The sequence below is a fragment of the Sphingomonas sp. NY01 genome (assembly GCF_038809135.1).
Classification (GTDB): domain Bacteria; phylum Pseudomonadota; class Alphaproteobacteria; order Sphingomonadales; family Sphingomonadaceae; genus Sphingomonas; species Sphingomonas carotinifaciens.
This window is the reverse complement of record NZ_CP101723.1, coordinates 67,796-94,372: the sequence shown is the minus strand read 5'-3', so window position 1 is coordinate 94,372 and position 26,577 is coordinate 67,796. Positions and strand designations below refer to the sequence as shown.

Annotated in this window: 32 protein-coding genes; 4 read left to right on the top strand and 28 right to left on the bottom strand. The window is 66.1% G+C overall.

Going from position 1 to position 26,577, the window contains the following annotated elements; translation table 11 throughout:
• Window positions 1-169 precede the first annotated feature (169 nt).
• On the top strand, window positions 170-670 hold the full coding sequence (locus NPJ82_RS16365) for a MucR family transcriptional regulator (protein WP_342659218.1): 501 nt from the start codon (window positions 170-172) through the stop codon (window positions 668-670).
• Window positions 671-1,212: 542 nt separating this feature from the next.
• Here NPJ82_RS16365 and NPJ82_RS16360 read toward each other — a convergent pair.
• From NPJ82_RS16360 to NPJ82_RS16305, 12 genes are all read right to left on the bottom strand, one after another.
• Window positions 1,213-1,722 carry a hypothetical protein gene (locus tag NPJ82_RS16360; RefSeq protein WP_342659217.1) on the bottom strand — a complete coding sequence of 170 codons (510 nt, stop codon included), beginning with the start codon at window positions 1,720-1,722 and terminating at the stop codon, window positions 1,213-1,215.
• Window positions 1,719-2,789, bottom strand: a complete 1,071-nt coding sequence (locus NPJ82_RS16355; protein WP_342659216.1) for an NERD domain-containing protein — start codon at window positions 2,787-2,789, stop codon at window positions 1,719-1,721. Before NPJ82_RS16355 ends, NPJ82_RS16360 begins: the two co-directional genes overlap by 4 nt.
• 50 nt (window positions 2,790-2,839) lie before the next feature.
• Entirely contained in the window at window positions 2,840-3,700 is an 861-nt protein-coding gene (locus NPJ82_RS16350) for a CsgG/HfaB family protein (protein WP_342659215.1), read from the bottom strand.
• Window positions 3,693-4,022 carry a hypothetical protein gene (locus NPJ82_RS16345; protein ID WP_342659214.1) on the bottom strand — a complete coding sequence of 110 codons (330 nt, stop codon included), beginning with the start codon at window positions 4,020-4,022 and terminating at the stop codon, window positions 3,693-3,695. The genes NPJ82_RS16350 and NPJ82_RS16345 overlap by 8 nt, the downstream gene beginning before the upstream one ends.
• Before the next feature lie 23 nt (window positions 4,023-4,045).
• Window positions 4,046-4,255 (bottom strand): hypothetical protein, encoded by a 210-nt coding sequence (locus NPJ82_RS16340; protein ID WP_342659213.1) that lies wholly within the window; start codon window positions 4,253-4,255, stop codon window positions 4,046-4,048.
• A gap of 130 nt (window positions 4,256-4,385) precedes the next feature.
• Complete coding sequence (locus tag NPJ82_RS16335; RefSeq protein ID WP_342659212.1) at window positions 4,386-5,075, bottom strand: hypothetical protein; 690 nt, start codon at window positions 5,073-5,075, stop codon at window positions 4,386-4,388.
• On the bottom strand, window positions 5,062-5,544 hold the full coding sequence (locus tag NPJ82_RS16330) for a hypothetical protein (protein WP_342659211.1): 483 nt from the start codon (window positions 5,542-5,544) through the stop codon (window positions 5,062-5,064). The genes NPJ82_RS16335 and NPJ82_RS16330 overlap by 14 nt, the downstream gene beginning before the upstream one ends.
• Window positions 5,541-6,272, bottom strand: coding sequence for a type IV secretion system DNA-binding domain-containing protein (locus NPJ82_RS16325; RefSeq protein ID WP_342659210.1), 732 nt, complete (start codon window positions 6,270-6,272; stop codon window positions 5,541-5,543). The genes NPJ82_RS16330 and NPJ82_RS16325 overlap by 4 nt, the downstream gene beginning before the upstream one ends.
• Before the next feature lie 523 nt (window positions 6,273-6,795).
• Window positions 6,796-7,038: a hypothetical protein gene (locus tag NPJ82_RS16320; protein ID WP_342659209.1), complete on the bottom strand. Its 243-nt coding sequence runs from the start codon at window positions 7,036-7,038 to the stop codon at window positions 6,796-6,798.
• On the bottom strand, window positions 7,035-10,160 hold the full coding sequence (gene mobF / locus NPJ82_RS16315; protein WP_342659208.1) for a MobF family relaxase: 3,126 nt from the start codon (window positions 10,158-10,160) through the stop codon (window positions 7,035-7,037). The genes NPJ82_RS16320 and mobF overlap by 4 nt, the downstream gene beginning before the upstream one ends.
• Before the next feature lie 3 nt (window positions 10,161-10,163).
• Window positions 10,164-12,644, bottom strand: a complete 2,481-nt coding sequence (locus NPJ82_RS16310; protein WP_342659207.1) for a type IV secretion system DNA-binding domain-containing protein — start codon at window positions 12,642-12,644, stop codon at window positions 10,164-10,166.
• Complete coding sequence (locus NPJ82_RS16305; protein ID WP_035386216.1) at window positions 12,631-12,921, bottom strand: hypothetical protein; 291 nt, start codon at window positions 12,919-12,921, stop codon at window positions 12,631-12,633. The genes NPJ82_RS16310 and NPJ82_RS16305 overlap by 14 nt, the downstream gene beginning before the upstream one ends.
• Before the next feature lie 545 nt (window positions 12,922-13,466).
• Here NPJ82_RS16305 and NPJ82_RS16300 point away from each other — a divergent pair.
• Complete coding sequence (locus NPJ82_RS16300) at window positions 13,467-13,685, top strand: hypothetical protein (protein WP_016509334.1); 219 nt, start codon at window positions 13,467-13,469, stop codon at window positions 13,683-13,685.
• Window positions 13,686-13,837: 152 nt separating this feature from the next.
• Here NPJ82_RS16300 and NPJ82_RS16295 read toward each other — a convergent pair whose 3' ends face one another.
• From NPJ82_RS16295 to NPJ82_RS16270, 6 genes are all read right to left on the bottom strand, one after another.
• Window positions 13,838-14,215, bottom strand: coding sequence for a hypothetical protein (locus NPJ82_RS16295; protein ID WP_342659206.1), 378 nt, complete (start codon window positions 14,213-14,215; stop codon window positions 13,838-13,840).
• Window positions 14,216-15,755: 1,540 nt separating this feature from the next.
• Window positions 15,756-16,784 (bottom strand): SLOG family protein, encoded by a 1,029-nt coding sequence (locus NPJ82_RS16290; RefSeq protein ID WP_342659205.1) that lies wholly within the window; start codon window positions 16,782-16,784, stop codon window positions 15,756-15,758.
• A gap of 551 nt (window positions 16,785-17,335) precedes the next feature.
• Window positions 17,336-17,692 carry a hypothetical protein gene (locus NPJ82_RS16285; RefSeq protein ID WP_342659204.1) on the bottom strand — a complete coding sequence of 119 codons (357 nt, stop codon included), beginning with the start codon at window positions 17,690-17,692 and terminating at the stop codon, window positions 17,336-17,338.
• Window positions 17,693-17,802: 110 nt separating this feature from the next.
• Window positions 17,803-18,141: a single-stranded DNA-binding protein gene (locus NPJ82_RS16280; RefSeq protein ID WP_342659203.1), complete on the bottom strand. Its 339-nt coding sequence runs from the start codon at window positions 18,139-18,141 to the stop codon at window positions 17,803-17,805.
• A 712-nt stretch (window positions 18,142-18,853) separates the two neighbouring features.
• Window positions 18,854-19,066 carry a hypothetical protein gene (locus NPJ82_RS16275; RefSeq protein ID WP_016510755.1) on the bottom strand — a complete coding sequence of 71 codons (213 nt, stop codon included), beginning with the start codon at window positions 19,064-19,066 and terminating at the stop codon, window positions 18,854-18,856.
• A 185-nt stretch (window positions 19,067-19,251) separates the two neighbouring features.
• The gene (locus tag NPJ82_RS16270) at window positions 19,252-19,710 is read right to left on the bottom strand and encodes a DUF736 domain-containing protein (protein WP_174195136.1); all 459 of its coding nucleotides are present in this window, start codon (window positions 19,708-19,710) and stop codon (window positions 19,252-19,254) included.
• A 357-nt stretch (window positions 19,711-20,067) separates the two neighbouring features.
• Here NPJ82_RS16270 and NPJ82_RS16265 point away from each other — a divergent pair, with 357 nt between their 5' ends.
• Entirely contained in the window at window positions 20,068-20,442 is a 375-nt protein-coding gene (locus NPJ82_RS16265) for a hypothetical protein (RefSeq protein ID WP_342659202.1), read from the top strand.
• Here NPJ82_RS16265 and NPJ82_RS16260 read toward each other — a convergent pair.
• The 8 genes from NPJ82_RS16260 to NPJ82_RS16225 all read right to left on the bottom strand — a co-directional run bounded on the left by NPJ82_RS16260 (window position 20,439) and on the right by NPJ82_RS16225 (window position 24,367).
• Window positions 20,439-20,786 (bottom strand): hypothetical protein, encoded by a 348-nt coding sequence (locus NPJ82_RS16260; protein ID WP_342659201.1) that lies wholly within the window; start codon window positions 20,784-20,786, stop codon window positions 20,439-20,441. The two genes, NPJ82_RS16265 and NPJ82_RS16260, sit on opposite strands and share 4 nt — an antisense overlap.
• Before the next feature lie 61 nt (window positions 20,787-20,847).
• Window positions 20,848-21,060, bottom strand: a complete 213-nt coding sequence (locus NPJ82_RS16255; RefSeq protein ID WP_342659200.1) for a hypothetical protein — start codon at window positions 21,058-21,060, stop codon at window positions 20,848-20,850.
• A gap of 161 nt (window positions 21,061-21,221) precedes the next feature.
• On the bottom strand, window positions 21,222-21,677 hold the full coding sequence (locus tag NPJ82_RS16250) for a hypothetical protein (RefSeq protein WP_342659199.1): 456 nt from the start codon (window positions 21,675-21,677) through the stop codon (window positions 21,222-21,224).
• A gap of 311 nt (window positions 21,678-21,988) precedes the next feature.
• Window positions 21,989-22,504 carry a DUF736 domain-containing protein gene (locus tag NPJ82_RS16245; protein ID WP_116732688.1) on the bottom strand — a complete coding sequence of 172 codons (516 nt, stop codon included), beginning with the start codon at window positions 22,502-22,504 and terminating at the stop codon, window positions 21,989-21,991.
• 177 nt (window positions 22,505-22,681) lie between these two features.
• Window positions 22,682-23,224, bottom strand: a complete 543-nt coding sequence (locus NPJ82_RS16240) for a hypothetical protein (RefSeq protein ID WP_116463091.1) — start codon at window positions 23,222-23,224, stop codon at window positions 22,682-22,684.
• Between the two features lie 42 nt (window positions 23,225-23,266).
• The gene (locus tag NPJ82_RS16235) at window positions 23,267-23,551 is read right to left on the bottom strand and encodes a hypothetical protein (RefSeq protein WP_116463092.1); all 285 of its coding nucleotides are present in this window, start codon (window positions 23,549-23,551) and stop codon (window positions 23,267-23,269) included.
• A gap of 73 nt (window positions 23,552-23,624) precedes the next feature.
• On the bottom strand, window positions 23,625-23,816 hold the full coding sequence (locus NPJ82_RS16230) for a hypothetical protein (protein ID WP_342659198.1): 192 nt from the start codon (window positions 23,814-23,816) through the stop codon (window positions 23,625-23,627).
• Window positions 23,813-24,367: a hypothetical protein gene (locus NPJ82_RS16225; protein ID WP_342659197.1), complete on the bottom strand. Its 555-nt coding sequence runs from the start codon at window positions 24,365-24,367 to the stop codon at window positions 23,813-23,815. The genes NPJ82_RS16230 and NPJ82_RS16225 overlap by 4 nt, the downstream gene beginning before the upstream one ends.
• A 72-nt stretch (window positions 24,368-24,439) precedes the next feature.
• On the opposite strand from NPJ82_RS16225, the gene NPJ82_RS16220 reads away from it, so the two are divergent.
• A complete protein-coding gene (locus tag NPJ82_RS16220; protein ID WP_342659196.1) occupies window positions 24,440-24,682 on the top strand; it encodes a hypothetical protein in 243 nt (80 codons plus the stop codon).
• Here the strand turns inward: NPJ82_RS16220 and NPJ82_RS16215 are convergent.
• Together NPJ82_RS16215 and NPJ82_RS16210 are read right to left on the bottom strand one after the other, a co-directional pair.
• A complete protein-coding gene (locus NPJ82_RS16215) occupies window positions 24,679-25,974 on the bottom strand; it encodes a hypothetical protein (protein ID WP_342659195.1) in 1,296 nt (431 codons plus the stop codon). The two genes, NPJ82_RS16220 and NPJ82_RS16215, sit on opposite strands and share 4 nt — an antisense overlap.
• 52 nt (window positions 25,975-26,026) lie before the next feature.
• A complete protein-coding gene (locus NPJ82_RS16210) occupies window positions 26,027-26,542 on the bottom strand; it encodes a hypothetical protein (RefSeq protein ID WP_342659194.1) in 516 nt (171 codons plus the stop codon).
• Window positions 26,543-26,577: the final 35 nt, after the last annotated feature.

Below are 26,577 nucleotides of genomic sequence, written 5' to 3'. Positions count from 1 at the left end.
TTGCAGCTGGGATTGGCGGTTACTAGCGAAGCTGGCGCATCGGCCGTCTACTGTTCCGGACCTGATCATCCGTTAGACCGTTGCCGCTGGAAGCACCGTTGATGATCGGTATAACCGAGCTTCGACGCTACCGGGGTAGCTCCGCCTAACTGGATTGGACGAGGATCGAATGAGGGATCAGAACAACGTCGTCGAGCTCGCGACCGAGCTGACGATCGCCTGGCTGTCCAACCCGAACACGCGGGCCGATCAGAGCCAGGTGCCTGCGTTTCTCCAGTCGATGCACGAGGCGGTGACCGCGCTCGAGAGCCCGGCCGGCGAGCCGACAGAGTCGGCCGAGTTGTTCACGCCTGCGGTTTCCATCAGGAAGTCTCTTGCTCGACCCGACGCCATCATCAGCCTGATCGATGGCAAGCCTTATAAGTCGCTGCGCCGGCATCTGTCCGGTCATGGCCTAACCCCGGATCAGTACCGTCAGCGATATGGCCTCAAGGCCGATTACCCGATGGTCGCGCCCGAATACAGCGAGGCGCGCCGATCGATGGCGAAGAAGATCGGTCTCGGCCGTAAGCCGAAGGACGCGCCGGCTGCACCGGCGCCTGCAGAGGCGGAGCAGCCCGCGCCTAAGCGTGGTCGCCGCAAAGCCACTACCAGCGAGAAGGCGGACTGAGCCTCTCCGCGCCGTCGGGCAGCCAAGCCGTCGCTATTGCATCTGTAGGACGACTGCCCGTCTGACAGGGAGGCTGGCCGCCTCTCGCGGCCATCCGCCTCGGGTCTCGGCGGAAACATCTTTCCGGATTCCGGAAAGATGTTTCCATCCGAGTAGACCTGAGATTGGTCGGTAGCTGGTTGGATGCACCCCATCTCGTGTGCGGAGCTGGGCCAGCGGGATGACCTTGTCCGCGAAGCGAAGCGCCACTTTCGTCACGATCAGAGCTGCAGTGCGGTTGTAGGGTGCGAGCCACGTCACGCTGGGCGCCCGGGTTCTCGCGCGCAGAGCGATCAACCGGCGTTCCAAGCGTGGATCTCCGACATCGTTCGAGCCCAACGCGATAAGGGCAACGGCGGGGGTAATACGGCCCTGCCATTCCTCCAGCACACCGCTCGAGCGCGCGCCGACGTGCGCGTGGATCTCGCATCGGATACCTTCGCGCGCGAGTGCCCCCGCGGTGCTTACGCCGGTGCTATCGCCAAGGATGAGGCAGAAGGGGATCACAACCGCCGTGCCGCGACCTTCGGAGATGGCGTCCCCGGGTGCGGGCTTCCTGCCATCTCGTCGTAAGCGAGCAGCCCGATGATCGCGACGGCCACGCCGGCGATGCCGAAGAGGCCGCGCGCGAGGCCGATCGCGCGCGCCGACTTGCCACGCTGTAGCGTCCGCCAACCCCGATCGATCGATGTCCGCCACGACAGCCAACCATCCGCGATGTCGCAGGCCCCGAACATGGCGATCGGTATCGCGATCGCCGCGATGATGTGTCGCGTCTCGACGGGGTTGAAGGCGATCAAGGCCAGCGTGAGCAGCAGCACAACAAACGCGGCAGCGTAGATCACGGTATAGACAGGCCGAAGGCGGAAGATGCGTGCGCTAGGCTGAGCCAGGTAGCGCACGATCGGCCGTCTGCAGGTATCGCAGGCTAGAACCGCCTGCCCGAGCGGCCAGCGTCGCATCGCTGCATCGCAGTACGGGCAGGTTGGCCGGGGCAGGCTGATCATGTTCATGGCAGCTGCGCCAATTGCACAGCGTTCGGGACGCCGGCGCGGATCTCGGTCGCGATCTCCGGCGGGCACACCCAGTTCGCGAACATTGGGTTCCACACCGCCCTGCCCTTGCAGAGTGCGGTTAGCGCCTCCCGGCCGATGTGATCGTCCTTGGCCGCCCGGAAGGCGATGCGACCGTCTGGCAGCGTGCGCTCCATGATGCCGGCACAGACCTCGATCTGCGCTCCTGCCTTCCGAGGTTTTGGCGAGGGGGGCACCGCATCAGCGATCACCGGCTCGGGTGGCGGTGTCGCGGGTTGGCTGATCGCGATTACTGGCGCTGCTGCGGGCTCCTCCGGCGCGTCGACGATCGGCTCTGGCGCCGGGTCGTCAGCTTGACTGGTGTCCGGCTCGGCCGTCATTCCGTCAGGCCCAGGATGGATCCCGAGCCGCACGTAGATGTCTTCCTCCTCGACATGGTCAGCGATCAACTGGTCGGCGATCGCCAGCATCTGCGGGCCGGTTACGCCTGTCGAGAAAAGACGCGACAAGGGGCTCGTTCCCCCAAATGGCATCCATCCCGCGACGAGGTTGTCGCATTTGTAGATCGGGTCCTCGTCGCCGATCTTGGACCGGTCAATGTCGTTCGTAGCTGGCACGGATACGAATACGCCGATGCGCTCGAACGCCTTGGTGTGCCCCTTGCGCTTCAGCCACGCGGCGAGGACGTCCCGTTGGCGCCGCACCTGAGCGACCGGATTGGGAATGTTCTGAGGCCGGTGCTGCCCCCGATACCAGACCATCCACTCGCCATGTGCGTTCTTCGAGATATTGCCCGCATAGTTCTTGGACTCGAAGATCGCGGCGGTTCGTGAGAAGCGAGACAGGAGGATGTGATCGAACTGGGCGAACCCGCCCTGACCGTCAGGCAGGCGCAGATTGTGGATCAGAACATGTCGGTCGTTCTCCGGCCCGAACTCGCGATCGAGCATGAACGCGGTCTCCTTCTCGCCCCAGAGACCGCGCACATGCTTTTTGAGGGCTGACCGGACGCGGTCCGGTAGCCCCTCGTAGTCAGGATCGCGCATCACCTCGTCCGCAAGCGCGAGCTCAGCGGATCGTGTCGATCGCTTTCGGATCATTGTTTTGGCGTTCCCGTCTGAGCCTGCGTTGGTAGCGGCTGGACTATCTGCGCCGGGATCGGCGCGGCTGCGGGTGGAACCAGCGCCGGCGGTTTCGCCGGGACCAGCTTCGCTTCGAGCCGTGGCTTGGCATCGGTCATCAGCTTGCGGAAGGCGTCGACCATCGCAAGGCTGGTGATCTTGCCGATGTCGGTCGAGGCGTAGGTGCCGCCCAGAGCCCCGACGCCGAGGCCAAGCAGCAGCCCTCCGCCGACGGCACCGACGTCCTTCTTGCGTGCCGAGCCACTGGCGACCGCTTCCTGAATGCCGGTGTTGACGTCGACGAGCGTGAGCAGGACTTGGCTCTCCATTGTCTTGGACTTGAGGCCGACGGCGCCCCCGAACAGGCCACCGACACCGCCGCCACTCTCGCGCGCCTTGCTGTCGGTATAGACCACGTTGACCTGCAGCAGGTAATCCGCCTTGGTGACGGGCCGCGCGGCAGCGGCCCCGCCGGCGATCGCGCGCTCGCGCTCGAGCGCGCTGAAGGCCTCCCCTCGATCGGCCACGCGAAAGCAGCCTGAGCGAGCGATCATGAGTTTGACGAGCGGCAGCGGGTCGACCCGGGCCGTGGATCCGCCATTCTGCATCTCGGCCATACGCATCAGCGCCTGCAGCTGCGGTGAGAGGTTATCGGCCGGGCTCGCGGCCTTTTCCTCAACCAAGGCCGCGACGCCCAGAGGAACCTCGCATCGCGGCAGCTCGGTCTTCTCGTCGACGCCGGTGCCGCCTTGCCCCAGCTTCTGCGCCAACAAGGTGGAAGGAGTGACGGCCGCGATCGCGGCCGTCACGATGGCGAGAGCGGCGCGGTTAGGCACCGGCCTTCGCCGCCTTGGCATGCTTGGTCGGGTCGCAGATGCCTGCCCGTTCCTCGTTGGCGCTCACCTTCTTGGCGGCTTCATCGCAATCCGCGCAATCGGCGCAGTCAGCGCAGTCCTTGCAGTTGCCCTTGTGATTGGCGTGCGCGCGGTAGTGGGCCGTCTTCTCCGCTGCGCGGCGTTGGGCGTCGTTGCCGGCGCTCTCGCCGGCGAAGCTCGCCATTGCAAGCAGCACCGGGCTGGCCGGCGCCGCGCTGGCGACCGCAGGTGAGGCGAACGCCAGGCCCGCCAGAACGATCGATGCGATATGTCGTGTCTTCACGGTCGTAACCCCTTCGTTGGTTGTCAGAAGAAGCCGTTGCGACGCCCGTCGCGCCGGTCATCGTGGCGGGTGCCACTATCGCCGAGGGCCGAGCGTCGGACCTCCAGCTCCACGCCGTCCCCCTTGCGAGTGATCCGGACGTCTTGTGGGGCGAGGCCTTGCCGCTTCGCCCAGCGGTCCGCGTCGGATGCCGACCCGAACTCGCCCATCTCTTCAAAACTCCAGTTGCTCATCTGCTCCTCGTCGCCTGGGTCGCAGGCAACGACGCGCGACCGCGCCGGCGACATGGTGGGAACGGCGCGCGTGAACGGTGCTGCTCTGACGGCCGCTGCTGGTCCGCGAGCGTGGGCTTGGGCCGCTTCGTCATGCGAGCGGCGCCGGCCGAAGGTTGATACGTCGCACGACGAGGTTGCTGTCGTGCCCAAGCCGTAGGTCGAGGACATGGCCGATCTTGCGGCTGAACCGCATCACGCCGTCGATCTCGTCGTGCAGCGTGCCTTTTCCGAAAAGCGTCTTGGCGTCGCTCCACTCGCGTCCGTGGACGAGCCGCATGTGAAAGCTGCCGACCGGCGCGGGCACCGTTACCCGCTCATGCGCACGCACATAGACCGACAGGGCGTTTCGACCCGTCTTCGCATCGATCATCTGGACGATAGCGTTCTCGAGGCCACCCTGGACGGTCAGCTTCGCGACCACGCGCTTCATGTCGATGTTGGCTGGTACGCTGACGGTACCGGACGCGGGGAAGCCGTGGTTCTTTCTGAGGATGATCGCGGTGAACTGCTCGGCTAGCCAGAACGGAGCACTCAGACGCGTGGCAGCCGCCACTATCAGAAGCCCTCCGAGGGCAAGTCCGGCGAGGACGTGCGTCTTTCTTGAAGATTTCCAGCGACCGCTCCGGAGACGATGTCCGTCTGTTCCCTTGTCGAACCACATTGGGCTGGATTGGAGCTCGCGTCGCGCTTTACGGTCGTTCCATGTCGTACGCTCGGGCGGCAGGCCATGCCGCTTGCGATAGCGCTCGCGCATGTAGGCGCGATCATCGAGCCCCATCGAAGCTCTCCGCGAAGTGGGAGTAGGGGGTAGTGAGCCGTTCGCGCCATTGCTTTAGCTGGTAGGTGCCCAGGACGAGAGCAACGATCCAGCCTGCGACAAGCAGCAACCCGATCAACCCCTCCAGAGCGCCAGGTTCAGGCTGCGGATTCACAACAATCACGGTGGGCGACGGCTCGTCGACCTGATGACAGCTGTCGACGATCTGCTGCGTGACCTGGTCATCAAGAAGGTCGGCGGCTTCGTCGAACTCCGCTGCGACTTCCTCCTGCCCCTTGATGATGTCAGCGAGCGTTTGCCTTACCGCGGCAATCGTGATCGCCGGGCCCGGTCCATTCTCGCCATAGAAGGCCAACGTTCCAGTCAATGTCTGCAGATCGACTACAGCTCCGCGCATCAACGCCGCTGCCTCTCGAAAGAGATCGACATGCTCGAGCGCCTGCTCGTTGATGTGAGCCTCGATCTTCATCGGGGGGCGCCTTCGACGTCGAGTCGGGCGGTTCCCAAGGCCTTCTCAACCTTGATCCGTCCAAGCATGGCATGGTCGCGCAGCGATGCGACGATGGCCTGCAGCTTGTGATCGGCGCGATCGAGATCGCGATGGATGAAGAGGATGGTCGAGGCAGGACCGGCCAGCCACCGAACGATCGAGGTCTTGGGCATACGCGGATCGTGGTTGGCGATCTGGTGCAGTGGCGTTCTCACGCCGGCGAGCACCGTTTCGGCCCATCGCACGCCTTGGCCACAGATCGTATCGTGCCCGGCGAACTCGGCGAGCGCGTCGGGTGGAAGGTCGCGGACGAGGTCGCGGACGCCCGCGAGCATGGCACCTGGCTGCTTGCCGATGTGCTCGATGGCGCGTGCGAGCACGTATCGTCCCGCAAAATGCCAGCTCGCATCGCGGTCACCTGGGTCGATCGGAATGAACGCCTCGACCGCGGACGAACGGGCGTAGTCGCTCGGGTGATCGGCGAAGAAGTCCCAGTTGCCCCGTGCTGGATCGATCATGAGGTCGCGGGTCTGGTCCGCCAGGGCGGTGAAGGCGTCGCCGGCACCGATCACGACGATGCGATCGCCGTTGCCCATTCGCACCGCGCGCAGCGTGTCGGCCGGCAGTGTGTCGGGCGAGGCGATGGTTAGCCGTGGTCGAGCCGGCTCGGGTTCACGCTGGAAGCGAAACGGGTAGCTAATCCCCATGGCGGGACGTCCTTTCGTGCTTCGGGGTAGTGAAGGTGCCGCCTTCGGTCTGGAGCGAAGCGCCGACGATCGCGCAGCCGACAGCCCAGGCGAGAGTGAACAAGCCCGTCAGGGCCGACAGGAGGCCCAACAGGCGCCTTCGGCGCTGACGGAGGCGCGATGGACCGGAAGACCGGAAGCCGCGCTCCTGCGCCGCCTGCGGCAGGGTTGCCGACGGCGAAGTTGCTGCGTCGATCGCGTTCACTGGCGCGACGGCGAGCCGCACCGTGCGCCCCGTCGGCTGCGCGCGCATGTAGACGCGATCACCGGGTCCCATCGGCCTACTCCGTCACCGTGACGGGGGTGCCGGTCGCGGCCGGTTGCAGCTCTTTGAGTCCTGCGATCCCGAGCGTAACGGCGCCAGACAAGCCCAGCATTAGCAGGAGTGCATGGATGATCCTGCTGGCCCAACTCAGCATCGTGCGGAGCCGGTGAGGCGTTGGCGACGATGATTGGAGATCGTCGCGGACGAGCCGTTCTGACATCATGCGGCCACACCCACCGCTCGACGGGGGGCGCGCATCGCTCGTGCCAGCGGCGCGAGCACTGCGTAGGTCAGCGCAAAAACGCTGGCCATAGCCAGGGTCTCAGCGCCCCATTCCAGCGCGTGGTCGTGTTTGGCGAGGCGGCTGCACTCGGCAAGCGTGTGCGTGTTGAGGTCGCACGGGTGCCAATGCTTGATGGCGAGCACCTGTTCGAGGGTTGGGCGTGCGGTGGGCATGGTCATAGCTCCAGTCCGATGTCTTTTTCGGGGAAGGGCAGCTCGATCGCGGGCGGCTCGACGCCGATGCGGAGCGACGCGGCCGACAGAGTGGGATCGTTCTTGAAGTCAGGAGCGGTGGTGGTGCTGCTTATCGCCGGCGAGGCGACCGAGCCCGCTTTCTCACCGTCCAGTTTCTCGGGGCCACGATCCAGCTCGGGCGGCAACGAAGGATTGAACGACCCCGAGGAACCCATGCCAGTCTGGCTCCCCGTCGCACCCGGCGACGCGCCATTATCCGAGATGGAGCCCCGCCCTGGATCGATCGACAACTCGCCAATGGTCTCGAGTCCAGAGGTCTTGTTGCCTTCGTTGCGCTCAATCGCTTCGGTGAGCTTCGCGCGATTATCCGTGAACAGAATGAGGTCATCACGCGCACGGGTGACCAGCACGTTGAACAGGCGCTGATTAGAGAGGTTCATTTCCTTGTAGCTCATCGCGAGCACGTCTTTTTCGATCGATATGCCTTGAGCAGCATTGGCATTAAGCGCGTACGCGAGGTTGATCCGTTCCATCATCGGATCTCCCGTCTTCAGCTCGTGGATGGTGCCGTTGCTCGCCTCGACCTTGATGCCCGAGGGATCGACCGAAACGATGCGAGCAATGTCATTGTTGTTGAGACCGCGCGCTTTGTCGTTCTGCGTCCAACGGATCTTGTCGCCCTCATGGAGCTTGATCTGCTCGCGGTGGGCGAGCTGCATCGCGTCAGTCTTGTCGAGCGGCGAGAGCTTCTGCGGGTCGAAGGTTTTGACCTTGTTGCCGATCTGGACCTGGACCCGCCCCTTATCATCGACGCCGAGCACGTCGAACGTGCCGCGCGGCAAGCCAAGCTCGCGGATGGGAAAGCGGAGGTCGATTACGACCCCCGCGTCGCCCTTCTGCGAGTATGCCTGCGGGTACCGGAGTTCCTCGCGGGTAATGTTGACCTTGTCGAGAACCCCGACGTTCAGGGGTTCCCCTTTCAACGTGCCCTCGGCGGAAAGCCCCTCCTGAATGAGGACGTTGATCTTGGCGCGGGCAACGCGTCCCGATGATAGGACGGCTGCCTTCTCGCGCTCTTCCTGGGGCAGCTTCAGCCAGTAGTCGGCGGCCGCACGAGCATGGTCCGGCTTGGCAACGACCTTGTTGCCTAGAACCGCCATCGCCTCGCGAACCGCGCCCCGGTTGGACAGCGCGGCGACGGTACGAAGCTGCTCGGTGCGCTGACGTAGGTTCTCGTCCATGCGCGCCATCGTGATGCCGCCTGCCTGCGCGAGGGAGAACGCCTTGCCGGCGTCGACTGCCGCGATCTGCTGGCGATCGCCCACCATCAAGAACCGATCGACACCAAGCGCGTTGGCGATGCCCACCAGGTGCTTCATCTGGTCGGAGCCGACCATCGACGCTTCGTCGAGAACGATCGTTGTGCCGGCCAGCTCGTTCCGGGCGCCATCGTAGCCGGCGCCCTTCCCCGCCAGCGCATGTCCAGCATAGCTGTGGACGAAGGAGGAGACGGTTCGACTCTCGATGCCGGCTTCCGCGCCGAAACGGTCCGCCGTCGCCTTCATCAGCGCCAGGCCGATGATCTTCCCGCCCTCCTGCTCTACGTTGCGCGCGACGCTGGAGAGCATCGTCGACTTGCCGGCGCCGGAGACGCCCTGCACGGCGACGATGCGGTCCGTGGAGGTGAGCGCCATCACCGCGGCCGCCATCTGGCCGGTATTCAGGACCTTGTCGCCAGGGGCTGCATGCAGCCGCTCGATGACAGTGTCTGGCGAGACGATGACCCGCCCCTGCCCGCGGCCCCTCTCGATCTCGGCGAGGATGCCGCGCTCGGTCGCGAGTGCCTCCGGTGTGGTGACGTGGGTAACGACACCGTCGATCCGGTCCTGCTTGCCCGGGATCAGCTGACCGGCTCGGATGAGCTCCGAGACGCGTCGGTCGACATGTTCGGGCGTGACGCCCTTGAGGTCGCGATCGAGCGCGGTCTTCACGACGTCGGGTATCGAGAACGCCGCTTCTCGTTGAGCGTGGATACGGATGGCGGAGGCGACAGCGTGCTGAGCGCGCAGGTCGACCGGAGATATTCGGAGACGCTCAACGCCACTGGCGATCAGAGGGTCATTCGGTCGAAATGCGTCACCTAAGGTTTCGCGGATGCCGTTCAGCGTCTCGCGGATACGCTCCATGGTCCCGGGCCTGCCGTCGATGGCATACCCGTTGGCCCGTGCCTTCGCTTCTTCGACAAGGGCTTTGCCATCGAACCCGATCGCGGCTGCGCGCTCGCGCCACGCCTCCCGGAGAGCCTCACGATCCTCGACGTTGAGCTTCGGATCGCGGGTGTTGTTCGTGACCTTACGCAGCGCCTCGGCCGACTTGAACCCGAGCCGCTGGGCGGTCTCGAGGATGTCGGCACGGCGCTGGCTGAATGTGTCGATGGCCTTCTTGGGAACACCGTTGATCTCGAACATGCCGTGCTTGCCCGTGACCGACGTCTCGAAGCCGATTTTCCCCAGTTCGGCGCGGAAGTTAGCGTGATAGGCCGAGCCGATCGTCGTGTTGTTCTTCCAGAGTTGCTGATTGTGCAGCGCCTGCCAGACACCATTGGCCATCTTGGTCATGTTCGCGACGATGACGTGGATGTGCCCCTGGGGGTCCAGGGCGCGGCTCGTGTCGTGCTGGAACATTGCGTAGACCAGGTTGCCGGTGCGCACCGCGTCACCCGACTTCGACCGGTCGTAGGTCCGACCCTCGGCGAAGGTCTTCTCCGCCCAGCTCATGGTCGCCCGGACGGCGTTCATATGAGCCACGAGAATGCGGGTATCGCCTGCGACATACGCCAGGATGCTGGCTGACTTCGGCATCGAGAACGTGAGGTCTACCCCGAGCCGGCGGTTCTCGCCCGGCGCGACCTTTTCCCCCGACGGCATCTCGCCGTTCAGGATCTTCTCGAATGCCTCCTTTGTGACCTCGCCCTTGAGCCCGATCTCGGCCGCTCCGACGCCGCCCCACAGCGTTGCCTCGGAGGCGTGGTCGGCGGTGTAATAATCGTCCTTGGCGAAGTAGCTCGCTGCGCCGGAAGCGGACTTGACGGAAGCGACCGAGAGCATCGCTTACATCTCCATGTCGTCGTCGATCTCGGGCGCATGATCGTGCCCGTGATGACGATGATGATGGTCGCCATTGCGATCGGTGGCGAAGCCGTCGCGCAGTTCGCGCATTGACTGGTCCTCCTGGCGATCGCCGTCGAGCCGGTCGAGGATCGGGTTTCCGGTAGAGCGACCAACATCGCCACGTGCCGTCTGCTGACTAGGATCGAGATTGCGCGCTATGCCCGGGTCCGCGAGGCGCAGCCCTGCACGGGCCTCCGCCAGCCTCGGAAGCGATGCCTCCTTCTCACCATTGGACGGGGCCGGTGCGGCGCCTTGCGGCGAGGTGGCCGCGGCACGGCCCGGGATCTGGTCGAGAGCGACCTGGGTCGCACCGACGACCTCCATCGCTGCTGCCGCCTTTTCCGCCTCGCTCTGACCCTTGCGAGGCTCCGTCGTCTCTTGCTCCGGCTCGATCTCGCCGCGCTCTTCCACGCCTCCTACCGGCCGCGTGGGCGTATGCTCGCGGCCACCCTCACCCCCTTCATCCGCGCCATTGTTCTGGGCTGCACGTTTCCGCCGCTCTTCCGGCGAAATGTAGGGGGTGGGTTTGAAGTCTTTTCGAGGCAACGACCCGGGTGCGACCTCGGGATAGGACTTGTAGGTCAGCTTGATCCGCGCGGCGGGGAAGCCGTCCGGGAATTTGACGAACCCGTTGAGCGACGGAAGGTCGGTGATGTCGTCGGGCAGCACTAGCGGCTCCACCGCCGTGCGAGGCGTCAGCGTCGAGGCGTCGCGGGTGTTGTTGTAGCCGTAGCTGTACGCCTCATCGACCTGACGGACCTCGCGATTACCGATGAACTCTGAGCACTTTTCGGCCGTCGTACGGTCTGCCGTAGCGAGGATCAGCTTGGTGCGCGCGAGGCCCGTCAAGGCGGTCGCGTTCTGGAGCCCATAGGTCGCGACGAGCTTGTCGAATGAGTGAATACCGAGGACGAAAGCTCCGCCGAAATTGCGGGCCGACTGCAGGCCGTGCTCGATGCCGGGAAGGGCGTGGAGCGCGTGGACCTCGTCGAAGAGATACCAGGTCCGCAGGTCGCGCGTTTTCGGCAGGCGCATCAGGTTGTTGACGGCGAGATCGATCCACAGCGTGAACAGGCCGCGGGTCATCTCCAGGTCGTTGTACGAGCCGGTGATAAACATGATCGAGCCGTCGCGATTGTCGGTCGCGATCCAGTCGCGGATCGAGAACGCCGGAGGGCCGCCTTCAACCGGGTCCGGCATGAAGCGTAGGGCCTGTCCGTTGACGTTCAGGACCGACCGGATCGACTCCGCCATGCGGGCGGCCTTTTCGGTTGTCAGCGGCGCGGCGACAGTGTCCTCCAGCTGTGCATGGATCTTCTTGAGATCGGCCGTCATCAGGTGGTGGGCGATCGCGGCGTTATTGCCCTCGCCCGCCTCCTGCAGCTTCAGGCACATCTCGATGAAGAGCATCCGGGCGGCGTTCTGCCAGAACGGCTCTTTGTCGTCAGGATGGGACGGGATCAGAGCCGCGGCTGCGGAGACGAAATCGGCATAGTTCCGGCACTCGTCGAACAGTGTCCACGGCGCGCAGCGCTCGTCCATCGGGTTGAGAATGACGTCGGTTTCGGGGTCGAAGAACGTCTCCACGAACACGCCAGTAAGGTCGAAAATGACGGCGCGATGGCCGCGTGCCCGGATCTGCGAAACGTGGCTGCGAAGCTGTGTCGTCTTGCCGGTGCCGGTCGTGCCGATCAGCATCGTGTGGCTCTGCTCGAGGCGCCACGGATAGGGGATGCCGGCGATCGAATATGGGACGTGAATGCCTTCGTCGACGCGGTCGATGATCGGGGCCTTGGCGACGAGTTTCGGATCGTAGGGAGGGTCGTGTTCGGCGCATTCTTTGCGGAACTGCGCGAGGTTGTGTCGGCGCACGTTGTCGAGCAGCAGATCGCGGGCGACGAGCATCGATCCGCGGTTGTGTCGCTCGGTCAGTACGTCGCGACCGCGCTTGTTCGCCCAGGTGATGAACCAGCTGATCAACGGGGCCGCGACCGCGGTCGCCATCACCAGCGTGCTCAGGAAGATCTTGACCGTTTGATGCCAGGCGTGGACGACGTGCGGCTCGTAGGGGACGTAGCCGATCGGAACTTTGGTCACGGTGCCGTTTGGAAGGGTCAGGTTGATGAGGTGAAAGCGGTCGCCTCCGACCCATGTCCAGACCGCCGAATAGAGCTTCATCAGGTCGAGTTGAAATTCGTGTTCGGCGAGGCCGAGCCAGACCATGATGTTGAACAGGACGATGAAGCTGCCGAGCCAGATCCAGACCGGCACGAGGGTGGCCGCCCAGGCCATTTTGTACTGGCTCGACAGCAGCTGAGAGCCGCGCGTGAAGTTGCCAGAGTTGCGGGTGATCCGGCCGCGCGCGGAGGCGTGCTCGACAACGGCGGCTTGCCCGTTAAAGCGGATGTCACCGCTGCGCATGGTGGGCCTCCACGCGCTCCTGGGCGATGTCGATTATTCGTTCGGCATAGTCGGGATGTTCGCGAGTGACGATGAGGTCCATCGACGCCGAAAGCTGCTCAAGAATGAGGAGCACGCGACTGACGTTGAAGGTGTGGCTCGCATCAGCGAGCGGCAGCCCGAAACGAAAGACCAGACGGGTCGCTTCCGAGCGCGAGCAACCCCGCTTCCGGGCGAAGTTGTCCAGGGCAGCGAGATCACTTCCGGAGAGCCGGAATGTCACATGATGATTGTTCATCGTCCATCCACGCTTGGTGGATGGTGGGGCTTTCGCACCGACTTTGTAGCACCAGTCTGTGAGGCCTTCCACTAGAAAAGCGTCTCACCCGCGAACACGCCGTTTTTGGCAGATTTCAGCCGTTTTTGGCGTCGCTCAAAGATGTGTTCGCCCTGTGTAAACGTCTCACCCTGTGGACATTGAGCAATTTCAGGCACTTACACCTGCGGCCGCCGCGTACGGTGTGCTAATCCTAGGGACTGTCGTGGGGTTGAGGGCATCATCGCTACTCGTTTCCATGTTCGAACGGAGTCCTGCGGGGCGATCGCCGAAGGCGGACTGATCCAAGGCGTGTTTTCGGCGGACTTGCGAAGCGATCCCGACCCACGACGGACCCGCCACAGGCGAGGTCCGTCGCAGCCTTTCCGATGATCCGGCGTAGCTCGGATCATCGGTGCCGATCCTGACGGCCAAAGGCCGGCTGAATAGCTCTCGCTTGCGGCCGGTCGTGCGGCCTGTCATCGTGGGTGTCGGAGGCTGTCAACCGATCAGAAAAAGGGACGGCAATGGCACGTACAATCGAGCAGGAACGCGAGCAGCTGGCGGCAGAAGGACGGAAGCTGGAAGAGCGGCGTCGTCAGCTTGCCGAGAGGGAGCGCTCTGAGCTTCTGAAGGAAGTCGAAAAATCGGGGTTGCTCAAGGGTGATGCCGAGCAGATTCGGTCTATCCTCGGGGCGGTGAAGTCGATGGGTGTCGCTGAGGTGGCGAAGCGGCTTGCAGCGTAGCAGGACCGATGTTCGGGTAGGCTGAAGCCTGCCGGGCAAAAGAAGAGGGGAGAGGCCGTAAGGCCCTCCCCTTTTTTTCGTGATCGAGAACTGAAGCCCTGCAGGCAAAAAAAAGGGAGAGCGAGATTGTCCCGCCCTCCCCCTGCGATGATCTAGGTGGAGGCTATCCCCAGACCACGCGCAGCTCGTGATTGTTGTTCGCTTACATTGGGCGTGCTGGCGACGCGAAGCGAGATCGATCGCGTGGCGTCGTCGCGGTCGAAGCGAACGTTGAGACGACGAAACTGCGCCTCCTCGATAACCGCGATCACGCCCTCGTCGTGGTCGAATAGCGCGCAGATGCTGGCCAGCGACCAGGCGCAAACGCGAGCCTCGAAGCTGCATGCGACCAGCGGGTCTTCGTCGTCGTGGTCGAGGAGCTCGCCGCGTTCGCGAGCGAAAGCCCGAAATGCGACGAGCTGGCGTGCGGTGACTGTCGCGGGCCTCACGTCGCGTAGAGCGCCGGCGCTGAGTAAGGTTGTGATCGACATGGCTTTGCCTCCCGAGTGGAATCACCGGCGCAAAGCCTCCTTCCCTCGACCCGTTAGGGTCGCCCGGACGGCTCCGGGATCGTCGGTCCAAAGGACCGGGATTGATCGTAATGATGGCGCAGCAAGGTCGTGCGCTGATTGGCGGTGATAGGGGCGCGCGAGGCGTAGCGAACTGGCGACCCGGCGGGGTCGCCGTGACGCGAGCGAGCAGTGCCGGCGCGACGTCTGCTGGGGTAATCGGCACGGCGCGATGCGCAGCGGTAGCGTTGGCGATGCGGCGGCATCGCCACGCCCGCCAGCAAGCCGTGCCGGAAGGCTGGGCGGGACCCATCCCCGAGCCGCACCGGCCGAGGCGTAGCGAGCGTGACGCGCGACGGCGCGGCCGCGATGCGAGCGAGCCGGTGCGGGTCTGCCGTGAGGAGTCGGATTGCCGGCGCGCGAGGCGTAGCGAACCGGCGACCCGACGGGGTCGCCGTGACGCGAGCGAGCAGTGCCGGCGCGGGCTCCGCTGGAGCGATCGGCACGGCGCGATGCGCAGCGGTAGCGTCGGCGATGCGACGGCATCGCCACGCCCGCCAGCGAGCCGTGCCGGGAGGCCGGGTGGAAGCTCGCCCCCAGCCGCACCGGCTGAGGCGTAGCGAGCGTGACGCGCGACGGCGCGGCCGCGATGCGAGCGAGCCGGTGCGGGTCTGCTGTGAGGGGTCGGATCGCCGGCGCGCGAGGCGTAGCGAACTGGCGACCCGACGGGGTCGCCGTGACGCGAGCGAGCAGTGCCAGTGCGGCGTCCGCTGGGGCGATCGGCACGGCGCGATGCGCAGCGGTAGCGTTGGCGATGCGACGGCATCGCCACGCCCGCCAGCGAGCCGTGCCGGGAGGCGGAGCAGGCGTGCGTGTCCACGGCCGACCCGAAGCCCCTTTCAGCGCGGATGCGGTCGCCAATGTGGCAGCGGCAGATCCCGGGTGCCCCTTGCCAGCTGGCCGGGCCGTCATCCCCCGGTCGGCCGTGGACGACAGCCCTCTAGCGTGCAGGTCTTAACGGAATGCGCTTGAAGTCGGCTCCCGCACCGGTCGAGGCGTAGCGAGCGTGACGCGCGTCGGCGCGGCCGCGATGCGAGCGAGCCGGTGCGGGTCTGCCACGAGGGGTCCGATTGCCGGCGCGCGAGGCGTAGCGAACTGGCGACCCGGCGGGGTCGCCGTGACGCGAGCGAGCAGTGCCGGCGCGACGTCTGCTGGGGCAATCGGCACGGCGCGATGCGCAGCGGTAGCGTTGGCGATGCGACGGCATCGCCACGCCCGCCAGCGAGCCGTTCCGGGAGGCTGGGCGGGACCCCTCCCAAGCCGCACCGGTCGAGGCGTAGCGAGCGCGACGCGCGACGGCGCGGCCGCGATGCGAGCGAGCCGGTGCGGCCATCCGTGGTGAAGTCTCGATCGCAAGGTCAGTCCCCGCGGCGCGAGGGGGCTCGATGCCCCTGAGCGCCGCCCAGGGCGACGTAAAAAAGGGGAGAGGCTCCGGTTGCCCGGAGCCCCTCCTGCGGGTGCGTCAGGCGCGACGGTTGCGCGCTGCGGGAGCCATCGGGGCCTGCTCGGCGAGACGGAAGACGTGGAGCGGCACGCCGGCGGTCCGCATCTTCCGGGCGAAGTCGGACTGGACGCCCGAGCCTTCGCAGACGATCGCTTCAACCGGGCGCTGGTTGGCGATGCGGTCGTTGCGGAGGAAAGCCGCCTTCGGACCGTACCGCGTCTCCAGCATCATGCGCACTAGCTTGACCTGCCGCGACGACGCCCACGCGGCTGCGACGGCGTCCGCACCCTTGTTCATGCCGGTGGTCATCAGGACCATCGCCGGGATCCGACGCTTGATCTGGTCGAGGCGGTCGAAGAGCTGCTCGTGGTCGTGCCAGACCTGTCCACCCGAGAAGGCGACAATCGGGCCGGTCGGGGCGTGCTCTTCCCGGCGCTTGGCGGCGCGGGCGGCGAGGTAATCCTTCCCGTCGATGACCGACGCGGTGAGCTTGGAGGAGACCCGGCTGCCGCGGATCGTGTTGAAGGGGCGACCCGTCTCCACGCGGAACACCTCCCCGGCGTGGTCTCGCATGCACCGCATCGCTTCGGCGCAACCTTCCAGCGTCTGGCAGAGGAGCTGCGTGTCCTCGAGTTCGACGGCGTAGATCTCGCTGGGGTCGTACGCTTCCACCATGTCCTTCAGCTTGCGGGCGGCGTCGTCCTCGCGTCCCTCGATGCGTTTGGTCACCATGTGGAAGGAGTTGACGATGCCCCATGCGATGTCGGCGGCGAACTCTTCCATGCGGGTGTCGCGCGTGACGTCGAACACCGTCCGCAGCATGAGGTCGACGGCTGCGGCGGCCATCTCCGGGTCGGGCATGTCCAGCTTCTCGGGGGCGTTGAAGACGGTCAGCTTGGCCATCTCGCTGCTCTCCACGAAGGCGCCGTCGTAGGTCTGCTGCGTCTCAGCGTCGATGTTCAAGACGCTGTCGTTCATCCGGACCTCGTTCATCGCGCGGGCGGCGTCGGAGAAGCTGCGGAAAGTGTTGGTCATGATAGCCTCCATGTGTTGAAAATCTCACCTTCTTCTCGGTGAGGAATCTCACTCGGCATGCGGCGGTCAGGGCCGTCAGGGACGTTAACCGGGAAGCCGCGCCCATCGGGCGTGGACCCCGGTTAACGCTCGCGAGTGGGGGAGCCGATTTTCTCGGCCCCCAGAATGGAGCGAAGCGGAGTGGCGGGGGTCGTGAAAATTGGGGGCACCGCTCGTCCTTGACGGTCCGCCAACCCCGCATGCCAAACTTCCACATCACAGAGAGAGAAAATATTGGTTTGGGGCGGGTGCGCCGGGGTGATCCGAGCACGAGCGGCGGTGCTGTGGCCGCCAGGCCGCAGCACCGCTAGGCAGCTCTGCTGCCGTCGCTCGCGCGCAGGACGCCCCGGCGTCGGCAAAGGGATCGATACCCGAAGGGCGGAGACCCCTTCAGGGGGCTCCGTAAGGCCCGTCAGGGCCGATGAGAGCCCGGTCCCGCCCACAAGGCGGGACGCCCCGCCAACCCCTTCCCTGCCGCCTTATTGGGCATCCTGCCCGTCGTCGCGCTCCCACGCGCCGTCACCTCATGTGTCGTCGTAGCCCGGATCATCCGGATCGAGCCCCATGTTGGGATCGTCACCCGGGCCGGCTGGGTCACCGGGCTCGCTCTCGCGATGGTCGTCGGCTTGCGACGAGCCACGGAAGCACGCCGGGTCGCAGAACAGCATGGGGATGCCGCGGCAGACCAGCTGGACGCCGTCGATTGAGAGCGGCTTGGTGGCGAGCCGTTCGCAGGGCTGGTTGCTCCGATCGCGGAAGCCGCAGGGTGCAGCAAGCGGCTCCTGTCGAGGTGGCTCGGGGCCGTCGTCAGGTTGGTTCTCGGCCAAGGCAACGGAGCCACTGTCGGGCTGAGGATCGAACATGTCGTGCTGCGCGCGCATCGCGGGTTTCCTCCGGAATCTTGGGACAGGTGCGAAGGGGGTGGCTCGCCGGTTGAGGCGTGAGCACGCGAAAAGGGCGGCGCCGCGAGGCGCCGCCCGAACCCGGCGGGTCAGTAGAACTCGGCGCGGTCGGCGATGATCTCGCAGCCGTAGCGGTCGTTGCCCTCGGCGTCCTGCCAGCGGGTGTAGTGGAGGCGACCCTCGATCGCGATCAGGTCGCCCTTCTTGCGGTTGCTGGCGACAGCCTTGGCGAGGCCGTTGAAGCAGGTGACCTTGTGGTATTCGGTCTCCTTGACGGTGAAGCCGTCCTCGCCCTTGTAGGTGTGGCCATCCTTGTTCAGCTTGGGGCGGTCGGTCGCGACGAAGATCGTGGCGACGTTGGTGGTGGGGTTCACCGCGCGCAGTTCGGGGGTGCGGGTCAGGCGGCCGATCAGGTTCACGTTGTTCATGGCGATAGCTCCCTCGGGTGATGTCGGGCGGATCGTCCGCCGGTGTCACCGATGAGCGAGCTGGCGCGGTGCTGCGCACCGGAGGGGCGGCCGGGATCGTCGCGCAGGCGACGAGCGCGGTCGACCTGGAGGGAAACCTCTTTTGCAGGGGTGGTGCGGGCAGCCGCGCTTCAGCGCGGCAACACGGCCCTGCCAAAGGGGTTGCGCGGTGCCGGGCCGGCTCGCAGGTGACACGAACCGGCGGATGAGACGCCTGGTAGCAGCCGAGATGTCGGAGCGGACGCCATGAACAGGCTCCGTGGACCGGCAGGATCGGCCGCCTGATCCGCCTGCCCGGACGAATCGGCACGCGGTGAAGCTCGCCACCAGCGTCGGGCGCGGCAGCGCCCATGACTGGCCCGAGTTGGGCATGAGTGGACCACACAGCCGAGGACGTCGCCGATAGGGAGGCCGAATATCACAAGGTCGCCGTCGATTGGGCGCCTCGCCGGAGCCGTCGGGACACGCTGAGGTGAAGGTCGATCTGTGAGCGCTCGAGGTGCGCGATGCGACTTTGGCTGGCCGGCGAAGGGTCGGCCGCGGATGAGGCGGGAGCAGCCTGATCGACGCGTTTTCGCTGGTCCGCTGGGTTCGGGTAGTGCTTGCGGGGCTATCCCGGGAGGAGCGAGGGCGATCGAGACAGGGACCGACGCGGCAGCGTCGGTCCAAGCGATCAGCCGAAGAGCTTGCCGATCGCGGCGCCGGCCGTCAGGAGGGCGGCAGCAGCCAAGGTCGCCTGAAAGAACAGGGTCCCGGGGAAGAAGCGCACCTCGAGCTTGGTTTTCGCGAGGTCCGCCTGCGTCTTCTGGATCTCGACCTGCATCTTGTCGATCCGCGCGAGCTGCTCGCGGATATCGAGTTGCGGATCTGGTGCGACGGTCGCCATGGTAGCCTCCATATAGCGTGGAACAGTGAACGATTGAAGTGCCGTGCTGGCCCAATGTTGGAAAGGGCGAGCGCAGCCCGAATTGCTCGAAGCATCCGGCACGTCGACGGGGACCGCTCCGGGTGTCGAAGCGATCCCCGTCGAGGGAGTGCGGGGGCGACGCGCGCGCGCCGCCCGGTGTTCGATCAGGCCACCTCCTCGACCGGGGCGGTGCTCTCGCCGAGGCCGTCGCCGGCAGGCAGGCCGGAGGCCGAGCCGTCGGCGCCGAACGGCGGAGCGGGGTCTTCGTCCGACTTGATGCCGAGGGCGCTGGTCACGTCGCGGCGCTTCTGCGCGCGCTGCCAGACGATGTTGTACGAGCCGTCCTCCTGCCGGAAGGCCGAGACCTGCAGCGGCTGGGCGAGTGAGGGATCGTCGATGCGGCCGTTGAGGAACGCCTCGCCGGTGTTGTTCGACGTGAGTTCGAAGAAGGCGCCGACCTGCACCCAGGTGCGGCCGGGGGTGAGCGCGTGGATCTCGTAGCGCGGCGCGCGCGGGTTGGTGGACTGGACCGGCTTCAGCGCGATCGTCATCGCAACCGCGAGCGTCGAGATGCGGCCCATGAAGATGCCGGCGTCGTTCTGCTTGATCTGACCGATGTTCATCGTAACGTCTCCTGTGTCGGCTGGACCCCATGTCCTCGACACCATCTTCAATCCCTCTCTCCTCCCCGGCCCTTCAGCCGGGCAAAGCGCGCAAGCGCCCCTCACCGGCGCGCTTTTCGCGCGGCGGTGGACGTTCGTGGGGAAATCCGCCGGGGAGACCAGCGAGCCGTCCCTACAGCGAGGGATCGTCACCCGGCAGGGCGGAGACCCGCGAGGGGCTCCGGGCGGCGAAGCCGGCTAGAGCCCGGTCCCGCCCGACGGGCGGGCGCCCTGAAAAGGCTTGAAGGTCGCCGATGTAGCTGCGGTCCCGGGCACGTTCTGGCGGCCTTCTCGCCTAGTCGTTAAGGCCGGACGATCTTGGCCGACACGATGGAGGGAAGCGACATGAGAAACGCGATGCTGGCGATCATCGGCGCATTTGCTCTGGCAGGCTGCAGCAAGTCGGTCGAGGGCACGTACAACATGGTCAACGGCCCCGTGCCGGGCGTGGTCGCGACCTTTGGTGACAAGACCTTCTCGCTGTCGAGCGGCGCGAGCGGTAGTTACGAGGTTAGCGGAGACACCGTCATTCTGAGCGGCAACTCGCTCGGCGGGACCTATAAGATCGACGGCGGGAAGCTGGTCGGCGATCGCTTCTCGTTCGTTCCTCGTGACCCGAACGACAAGTCGCCGATCAACCGCGGACCGCGTTCGTCGGGCAACATGCCGACGACTGGTGGAAAAGCCTTCTAGGGCCGCGAGTGAGTCTTCTCGCCGTTCGCGGCCGTTAGGCCGAACTCGGCGTCTATGTCGCGACCTGCCGCCTCCCGGATAGCGGACATCTCGGTGTGGGTGATCCGACCATCGACCATGACTGTTCGGTAGGCCCGCGCTCCGACTGGTCCGGCGCGGGACAGGACGATCGCGTCGCGCTCGCCCTTCGCGCTCACAGGCCCGAAGGGCCAAAGAGCGATGGAAACCGCACCTAGGCCTGCGGCAAGGATGACAAAGCTGAACGGCACCCGTCGCCGTGCGAATAAGAAGAGCGCGCCTGCCAGAACCAGGATCAGGACGGCGACGGGAATGAGGTTGAGCATGGTCCTGCCTCTCGGATTAGCCATCGTATGGGCTGGCGACCGCAGCCGCCAGAGCTGCTGGTCAGGTTGCACGGATGGCGATCGTCTCGTCGTCGCCGTTATCGGTGACGAGGACGGTGCGGCCATCGCGTGCGGCAGCTGCTGCCGCGTCTGCTGGCCAGTCGCCGTACTCGCGCAACGTCTTGGCCATGTGTGCCTCGGCACTGGCGCGATCCGGATGATCCTTGATGATCGTGTCGAACGATAGCGACTGGTGTAGGGTCTGAATGGGCATGGCGGTCTCCAGCGGAGGCCGGCACAGGCGAGGCGTAGCACGTGGGCCACCCGCAGGGGTCGCCACGATGCGAGCGAGCAGTGCCTGGCGAGCCATCGGGATCGACGGCGATCGACGCGCTACAGGACGAGGCGGTGCGACGTGATCGTGCGGGGCCGGGTTTACCCGGCTGTCGTGGGGACGAGCACGAAGGGGGGCGGAAGGTACGCGCCAGTGGCGAAATGCTCCCGCAGGTCGTCGAGGGTCGCGATCTCGCCGGCTTCGTCGGATGTCAGGACCGGGCGGCCGTCTTCGTCGGCGGTGAAGGCGCGACGCTCGCCCACGCCCTTCCAGATGACGATCTCGGCGGGGAATGAACCCGGCGCGCCGCCCGACCAGCGCCAGAACGGCAGGTCGTTCGTGCAGCAGAAGTCCTCGATCTCTTCGATCTTGCCGTTTGCGATCTCGTGGCCGCGCAGCACGAGCGGTTCACCGTCGGGTAGGTCGTTGGCGGTGAAAGGCTCGCCGTCCCACTCGGTGGAAAGGTTTTCGGCGTTAGCCTTTTCGATGAGCTCGCCGAGAAGATCAGCGGAAAGTCTTCCACCGATCGAAATCGAGACAGATACGCGGTCAGCCATGGTGGCACCTCGTGGATATCGTGGCGCGCTGGTCTTGAGCGGGCCCTCGGCACCATTCGTCCAGCTATCCACAACCGACCTCCTTCCCTTCAGGTTAAAGGTTGAGACACCGCTTCACTTTGGTTTCATTTTCGCAGCAGAATCTAGTTATGCCCTTGATGCAAGACAGTTTTGGGTCCGAACCGGTTCCTGTCTCCTTTTGAGCAAAAAAAGGGCGATGCCGGGGGGCATCGCCCGAGTGACGCGCAGGGAGTGGGGGAGCCTGCGACGTCTGCCGGTGCCGCGAGGGAGCGAGTGGCACCGGGAGGGGATCAGGCGTTCTCGGTGACGCGCTTGCCGCGGCTGCGGCGCGTGGTTTCCTCGACGGGGGCGGTGGTCTCGCCGAGGCCGTCGTCGCCGGCGCCGGCGCTGCCGCTCATCCCGGCGTCGTCGCTCGAGCCGTCGGCGCCGAACGGCGGAGCGGGATCCTCGTCCGACTTGATGCCGAGCGCGCTGGTCACGTCGCGACGCTTCTGCGCGCGCTGCCAGACGATGTTGTACGAACCGTCCTCCTGCCGGAAGGCCGAGACCTGGAGCGGCTGAGCGAGCGAGGGATCGTCGATGCGGCCGTTGAGGAACGCCTCGCCGGTGTTGTTCGAGTTCAGCTCGAAGAAGGCGCCGACCTGCACCCAGGTGCGGCCGGGGGTCAGCGCGTGGATCTCGTAGCGCGGCGCGCGCGGGTTGGCGGACTGCACCGGCTTCAGCGCGATCGTCATCGCAACCGCGAGCGTCGAGATGCGGCCCATGAAGATGCCGGCGTCGTTCTGCTTGATCTGACCGATGTTCATCGTAACGTCTCCTGTGTCGGCTGGACCCCATGTCCTCGACACCATCTTCAATCCCTCTCTCCTCCCCGGCCCTTCAGCCGGGCAAAGCGCGCAAGCGCCCCTCACCGACGCGCTTTTCGCGCGGCGGTGGATGCCTTGGAGCGCCCTTGGTGCGACGTGCTTGGCACGGTGTCGCCGTTACGGTGGACCGCAGGGGTGTTCCGGGATCGTCGCCGGAGGGTGGCGCTCGAGGTGACGCCGGGCAGTCGCCAGTTTGCGCAAGGCGGAGGCCAGAAACAGTCCGTGCGAACTCTCCGCGTCGATAAGCGCCGCGCGCTTCGTCAGCTGGGTCTCCCGGTGCCGGATCGCGTCGATTGCCATCATCACATCGTCGAGGGTGAGTGCGACGACCGTCTGTGACGGGGAGAGCGGCACGCACCGCAGGGCAAAGGGCAGGAAATGCGGTGCGATCGGCAGATGGTGCGCAAGCGCGAGCTCGACGGCGTGCCGCCACTGGTCGGCGTCGTGGACCGTCTCCCGCAGGATCGCCGCAGACGACATGGGCGCGAGTGAGCGCAGCGCTCCGGCGCCGATGGTAACCGCGAGCGGATCGCTCGATGCCAGGCCGATGACGCCTTCGGAAATGACGGCGAGGACATCGCCCTCCACGATGCAGGGGCTCTCGTCGAGGCACGCTTCGTAGGCGGCTGCGCTGGTGTCGTAATAGTGGACGCGGTGCATGACCGTTTCCTTCAGGTTCGGGGAAGGCGACCGCGGTCGCGGTCAGGAATAGAGGGGGCGCTGGGCTGGGAAGCGCTCCGGCGGCAGGCCCGAGAAGGTGTAGGCGCGGTAGCGTCCGCCGTCGTAGATCACCGACGAGACCTCCGGCTTGTGCCGCTGCAGGCGCTCGAGGAGGCGGTTCGCGCGGCGCTGCGCCGCGATCGCGGCCTCGTCGTCGAAGTGGATGGCGATCGCGCGCACGAAGGTGCCGCTATCGTACCACCAGCCACCTTCTTCGGGGCCGCCATAGGTTCGGTCGATCTCGTAGAAAGCGAGGATGCTGCGCATGTTGGGCTCCCGTCGGCTGCGGGCGGCTCGATCACCGCCAGCGTTCAGCCACCGTCATCCCCCTCCCCTTCGTTCAGGCGTCCCGGGCATCATCGTGTCGTTGGTGGCGCAAGGCGCGCGCCAGCGCTTTCTTCCGCGCGACGGCGTCGGCCCGCGTCGGACATGATGCCGACAGGCGGCCATGGCGTGCGCTGCTGTTGTCGAAAACGATCCAGCCCGCGGCGGTGTGGGCGACGTGCATGCCGTCGCTGCGCGACCCGGTCATGACTCCCGTCCCCGTGGGTCACGCTTCGCGGCCTCGGCCTGGAGGAGGCCGATCAAGCTCTCGCGACCCGACCGGATCTCGCTGTCCGGGGCGGCGATCACGTTCGCGGCTCGCCGCAGCAGGCTTGAGATCTCGCGATCGTTCATGGGCTTTTGCGAGGGTGCGGGATGCGCCGGTTCGTCCCCGGCCTCGTCCATGAGGAGCACGAGGATGGACGGCTTGTGAGCCTCGTCGAGCGGACGGCTGTCAGTCACATGGCGGCCGCGGCCAGTCACGGCAAACGCGTTGAAGGTGGGTGATACCCGGTCATTGGCATTGGGGATCGTGGTGCCCCGGTCATGGAACTGGATGTCGACGAAGCGCGCGGGGCCGTCGTAGCTCTTGCCCATGAAGCAGAAGGTGACGCGGCGCTTCTCGCTGGTCTTTGCCGTGATGGTGAAGGCGCCGTCGGGCACGTCGATCGCCTTGTGTGGCACGTCGTTGAAGCCGGCGAAGCCGAGCGAGACGGCGTCGGCGCGGCTCATGACGGGAAGATCGGTGATGTCGGCCATAAAGCGGCTCCTCGGGTTTCTATGGGAAAGGGCTGCAGCGGCACGCCCAACCGGGCCGTGCGTTGAGGCTCGATGACGACTGGCGACATCGAGGACCTGTTCGTGACGCTGTTGGTCGGCGTGGCGGGCGGCAGTGATGCGTCGTGGCGCAAGGCGGTCGGGCCTGTGGCGGCGCTGCCGGTGGTGTTCCATCCGCGCTCAAATTGGTCGATCGCGCCGCAGGGGTCGGCGCGTCAGGTCGAGGCGATCGAGAAAGCCGAAGCAATCATCCGGCAGGAGCACCCTTACGTGCCCAGTCCAGGTTTCCGGCCCTAGGCAGCGCGGCGATCGGCGGCTGCCATCAGGCGGGTCGCGGCGCCGAACGTGCGCAGCGTCGTGGCGATCGTACCTCGCAGCTTGGCTTTGCTTGAGACGACGATTTCCGGGTCGAGCGGCGTGCCGTCTGCCGTCGCGAAGCCGCAGGCAAGGCCGCTGCGTGTCTCGACGCGGACGAGGTGCCCCCGCCCCGGCGCCGGTCCGACGTGACGCGCGGTGAACTCGCCGAGACTGCCGTAGAGCGCGGTGATCGCTTTGCCCCAGCGTATGTGGCCTTGGGCGCCAGCGTCAGTCCCGCTGAAACCACGATCGAGCCAGGTGCGAAGGTGGGTCCGCTGTTGGAGACGTGAGTTGCGGGTCCGCTCCATCGTTCGCGCGAGCGGCAGAATGTGGCCGATGGTGTCGATCAGGTCGAGATCGGCCCCCTGCAGCGCGACGAGAACATCGTCGTATTCACGATTTTGCAGAAGTGCGGCTAGCTGGTTGGCCGCTTCGACGTGATCCACGGACGGCGTAGCGACGTTCGGGTCGCCGAGTGCCTCGGCAGCGACGAAGCCGCCCGGGGTGAGCACGACGATCGTCGCGTCGTCGGCGCCCGGGCGTGCGAGGGTCAGGGCGAGGAAGTCCCACGCGGGGTCGCTGTCGATGTGGTCGGCGCCAACGATCAGCAGTCGGCGCGACCACCGGGCAGGTCGGTGGTGGTCGGAGGGCTTGGGATAACTGCTCGGCACGGGGCGTCCGGCGAGGATGATCTGAGGGTCTTTCGGCAGGTTGTCGCGGCGCATGTCAGCGATGAGGCTGCGCCGCGCCGCGTCGAACAGGTCGGTTCGATCACCACCGCCGTCGCTGAAGCCCTGGTCGTAGGCTGCGTGGCGCTCTTCCAGAGGAGCCGAGCAGGGGATCGCGTCAGAGTAGTGATGGGGCCATCCGACATGCGCTGCGTACCAACCGTCGGCGTATCGACTGGCGAGATCCCAGCTCAATGCGTGGTCCTCGTGCCCCCGCATGATCGCGATGTCACGGTCGCTGCCGAGTCCTCGGCGGATCTGATCCTCTGTGAAGGCGAAGTTGGTGGCCTCGCGTTGCGAAGCGGCCTCGGCCGCGATCGCGTCGTTCACGCTCCGCATCGCGGCGATACGTTCGCGGCCTCGGGCCATTCGGTCGGAAAGGGGCGCGTCGCCCGGCAGATCGGGAAAGGTGCGCCACGCCGCGGCGATCGCCGCGGCGTGCTCGGGAGAACGTCCGCGCGACAGCCAGGCCGCGGGATCGGCGGGATCGAAGGCATCGGACATCGTCGGCCTCGTTCTTGCTGGTGGTCCGCCCAGAAGGGCAGCGGAATCGCCGTCAGGCGGCCGCGGCCGCGGCCTCGGTGAGGCGCGCGCTGGCGACCGCGGCCTCGTCGGGGAAGGCGGCGGTCAGGTTCCGGTGCAACGTCTCGAAGTCGGCTATGGGAAAGCTTCCATCCGGGCTGGGTCGCGTGACGTGAAAGGCGCTGACCAGGATCTCGAGAGGATCGCTCTGGACGATCGTTGCTGTGGCGTCGTCGTACGCGACAGGCGCGCGAAAGCCGGCCTCAAGCCAGGTCCCGAGACCCTCTTCGACGGCCTCGGCATAGGCGCTGACCGCTTCGTCGAGCTCGTTCTCGACGTGGAGGACGAGCGACACATAGCGGCCGAAGTCGTGCCGATTGGACAAGCCGGTCAGGCGGCAACCTGCGGGCGGAGAGCCGTAGCGTGCGATGATCGCGTACTTGTAGGCGAGCACCTCGAGCTTGTTGAGTATGTCGAAATTGGGCGTTTGCCCGAGCTGCGCGCACGGTTCGTTGGCGGGCGTACCGCCGATGTCGACGAAGTAGGGCATGGTGATCTCCAACGGTCCTGTCTTGACCGTCTGAC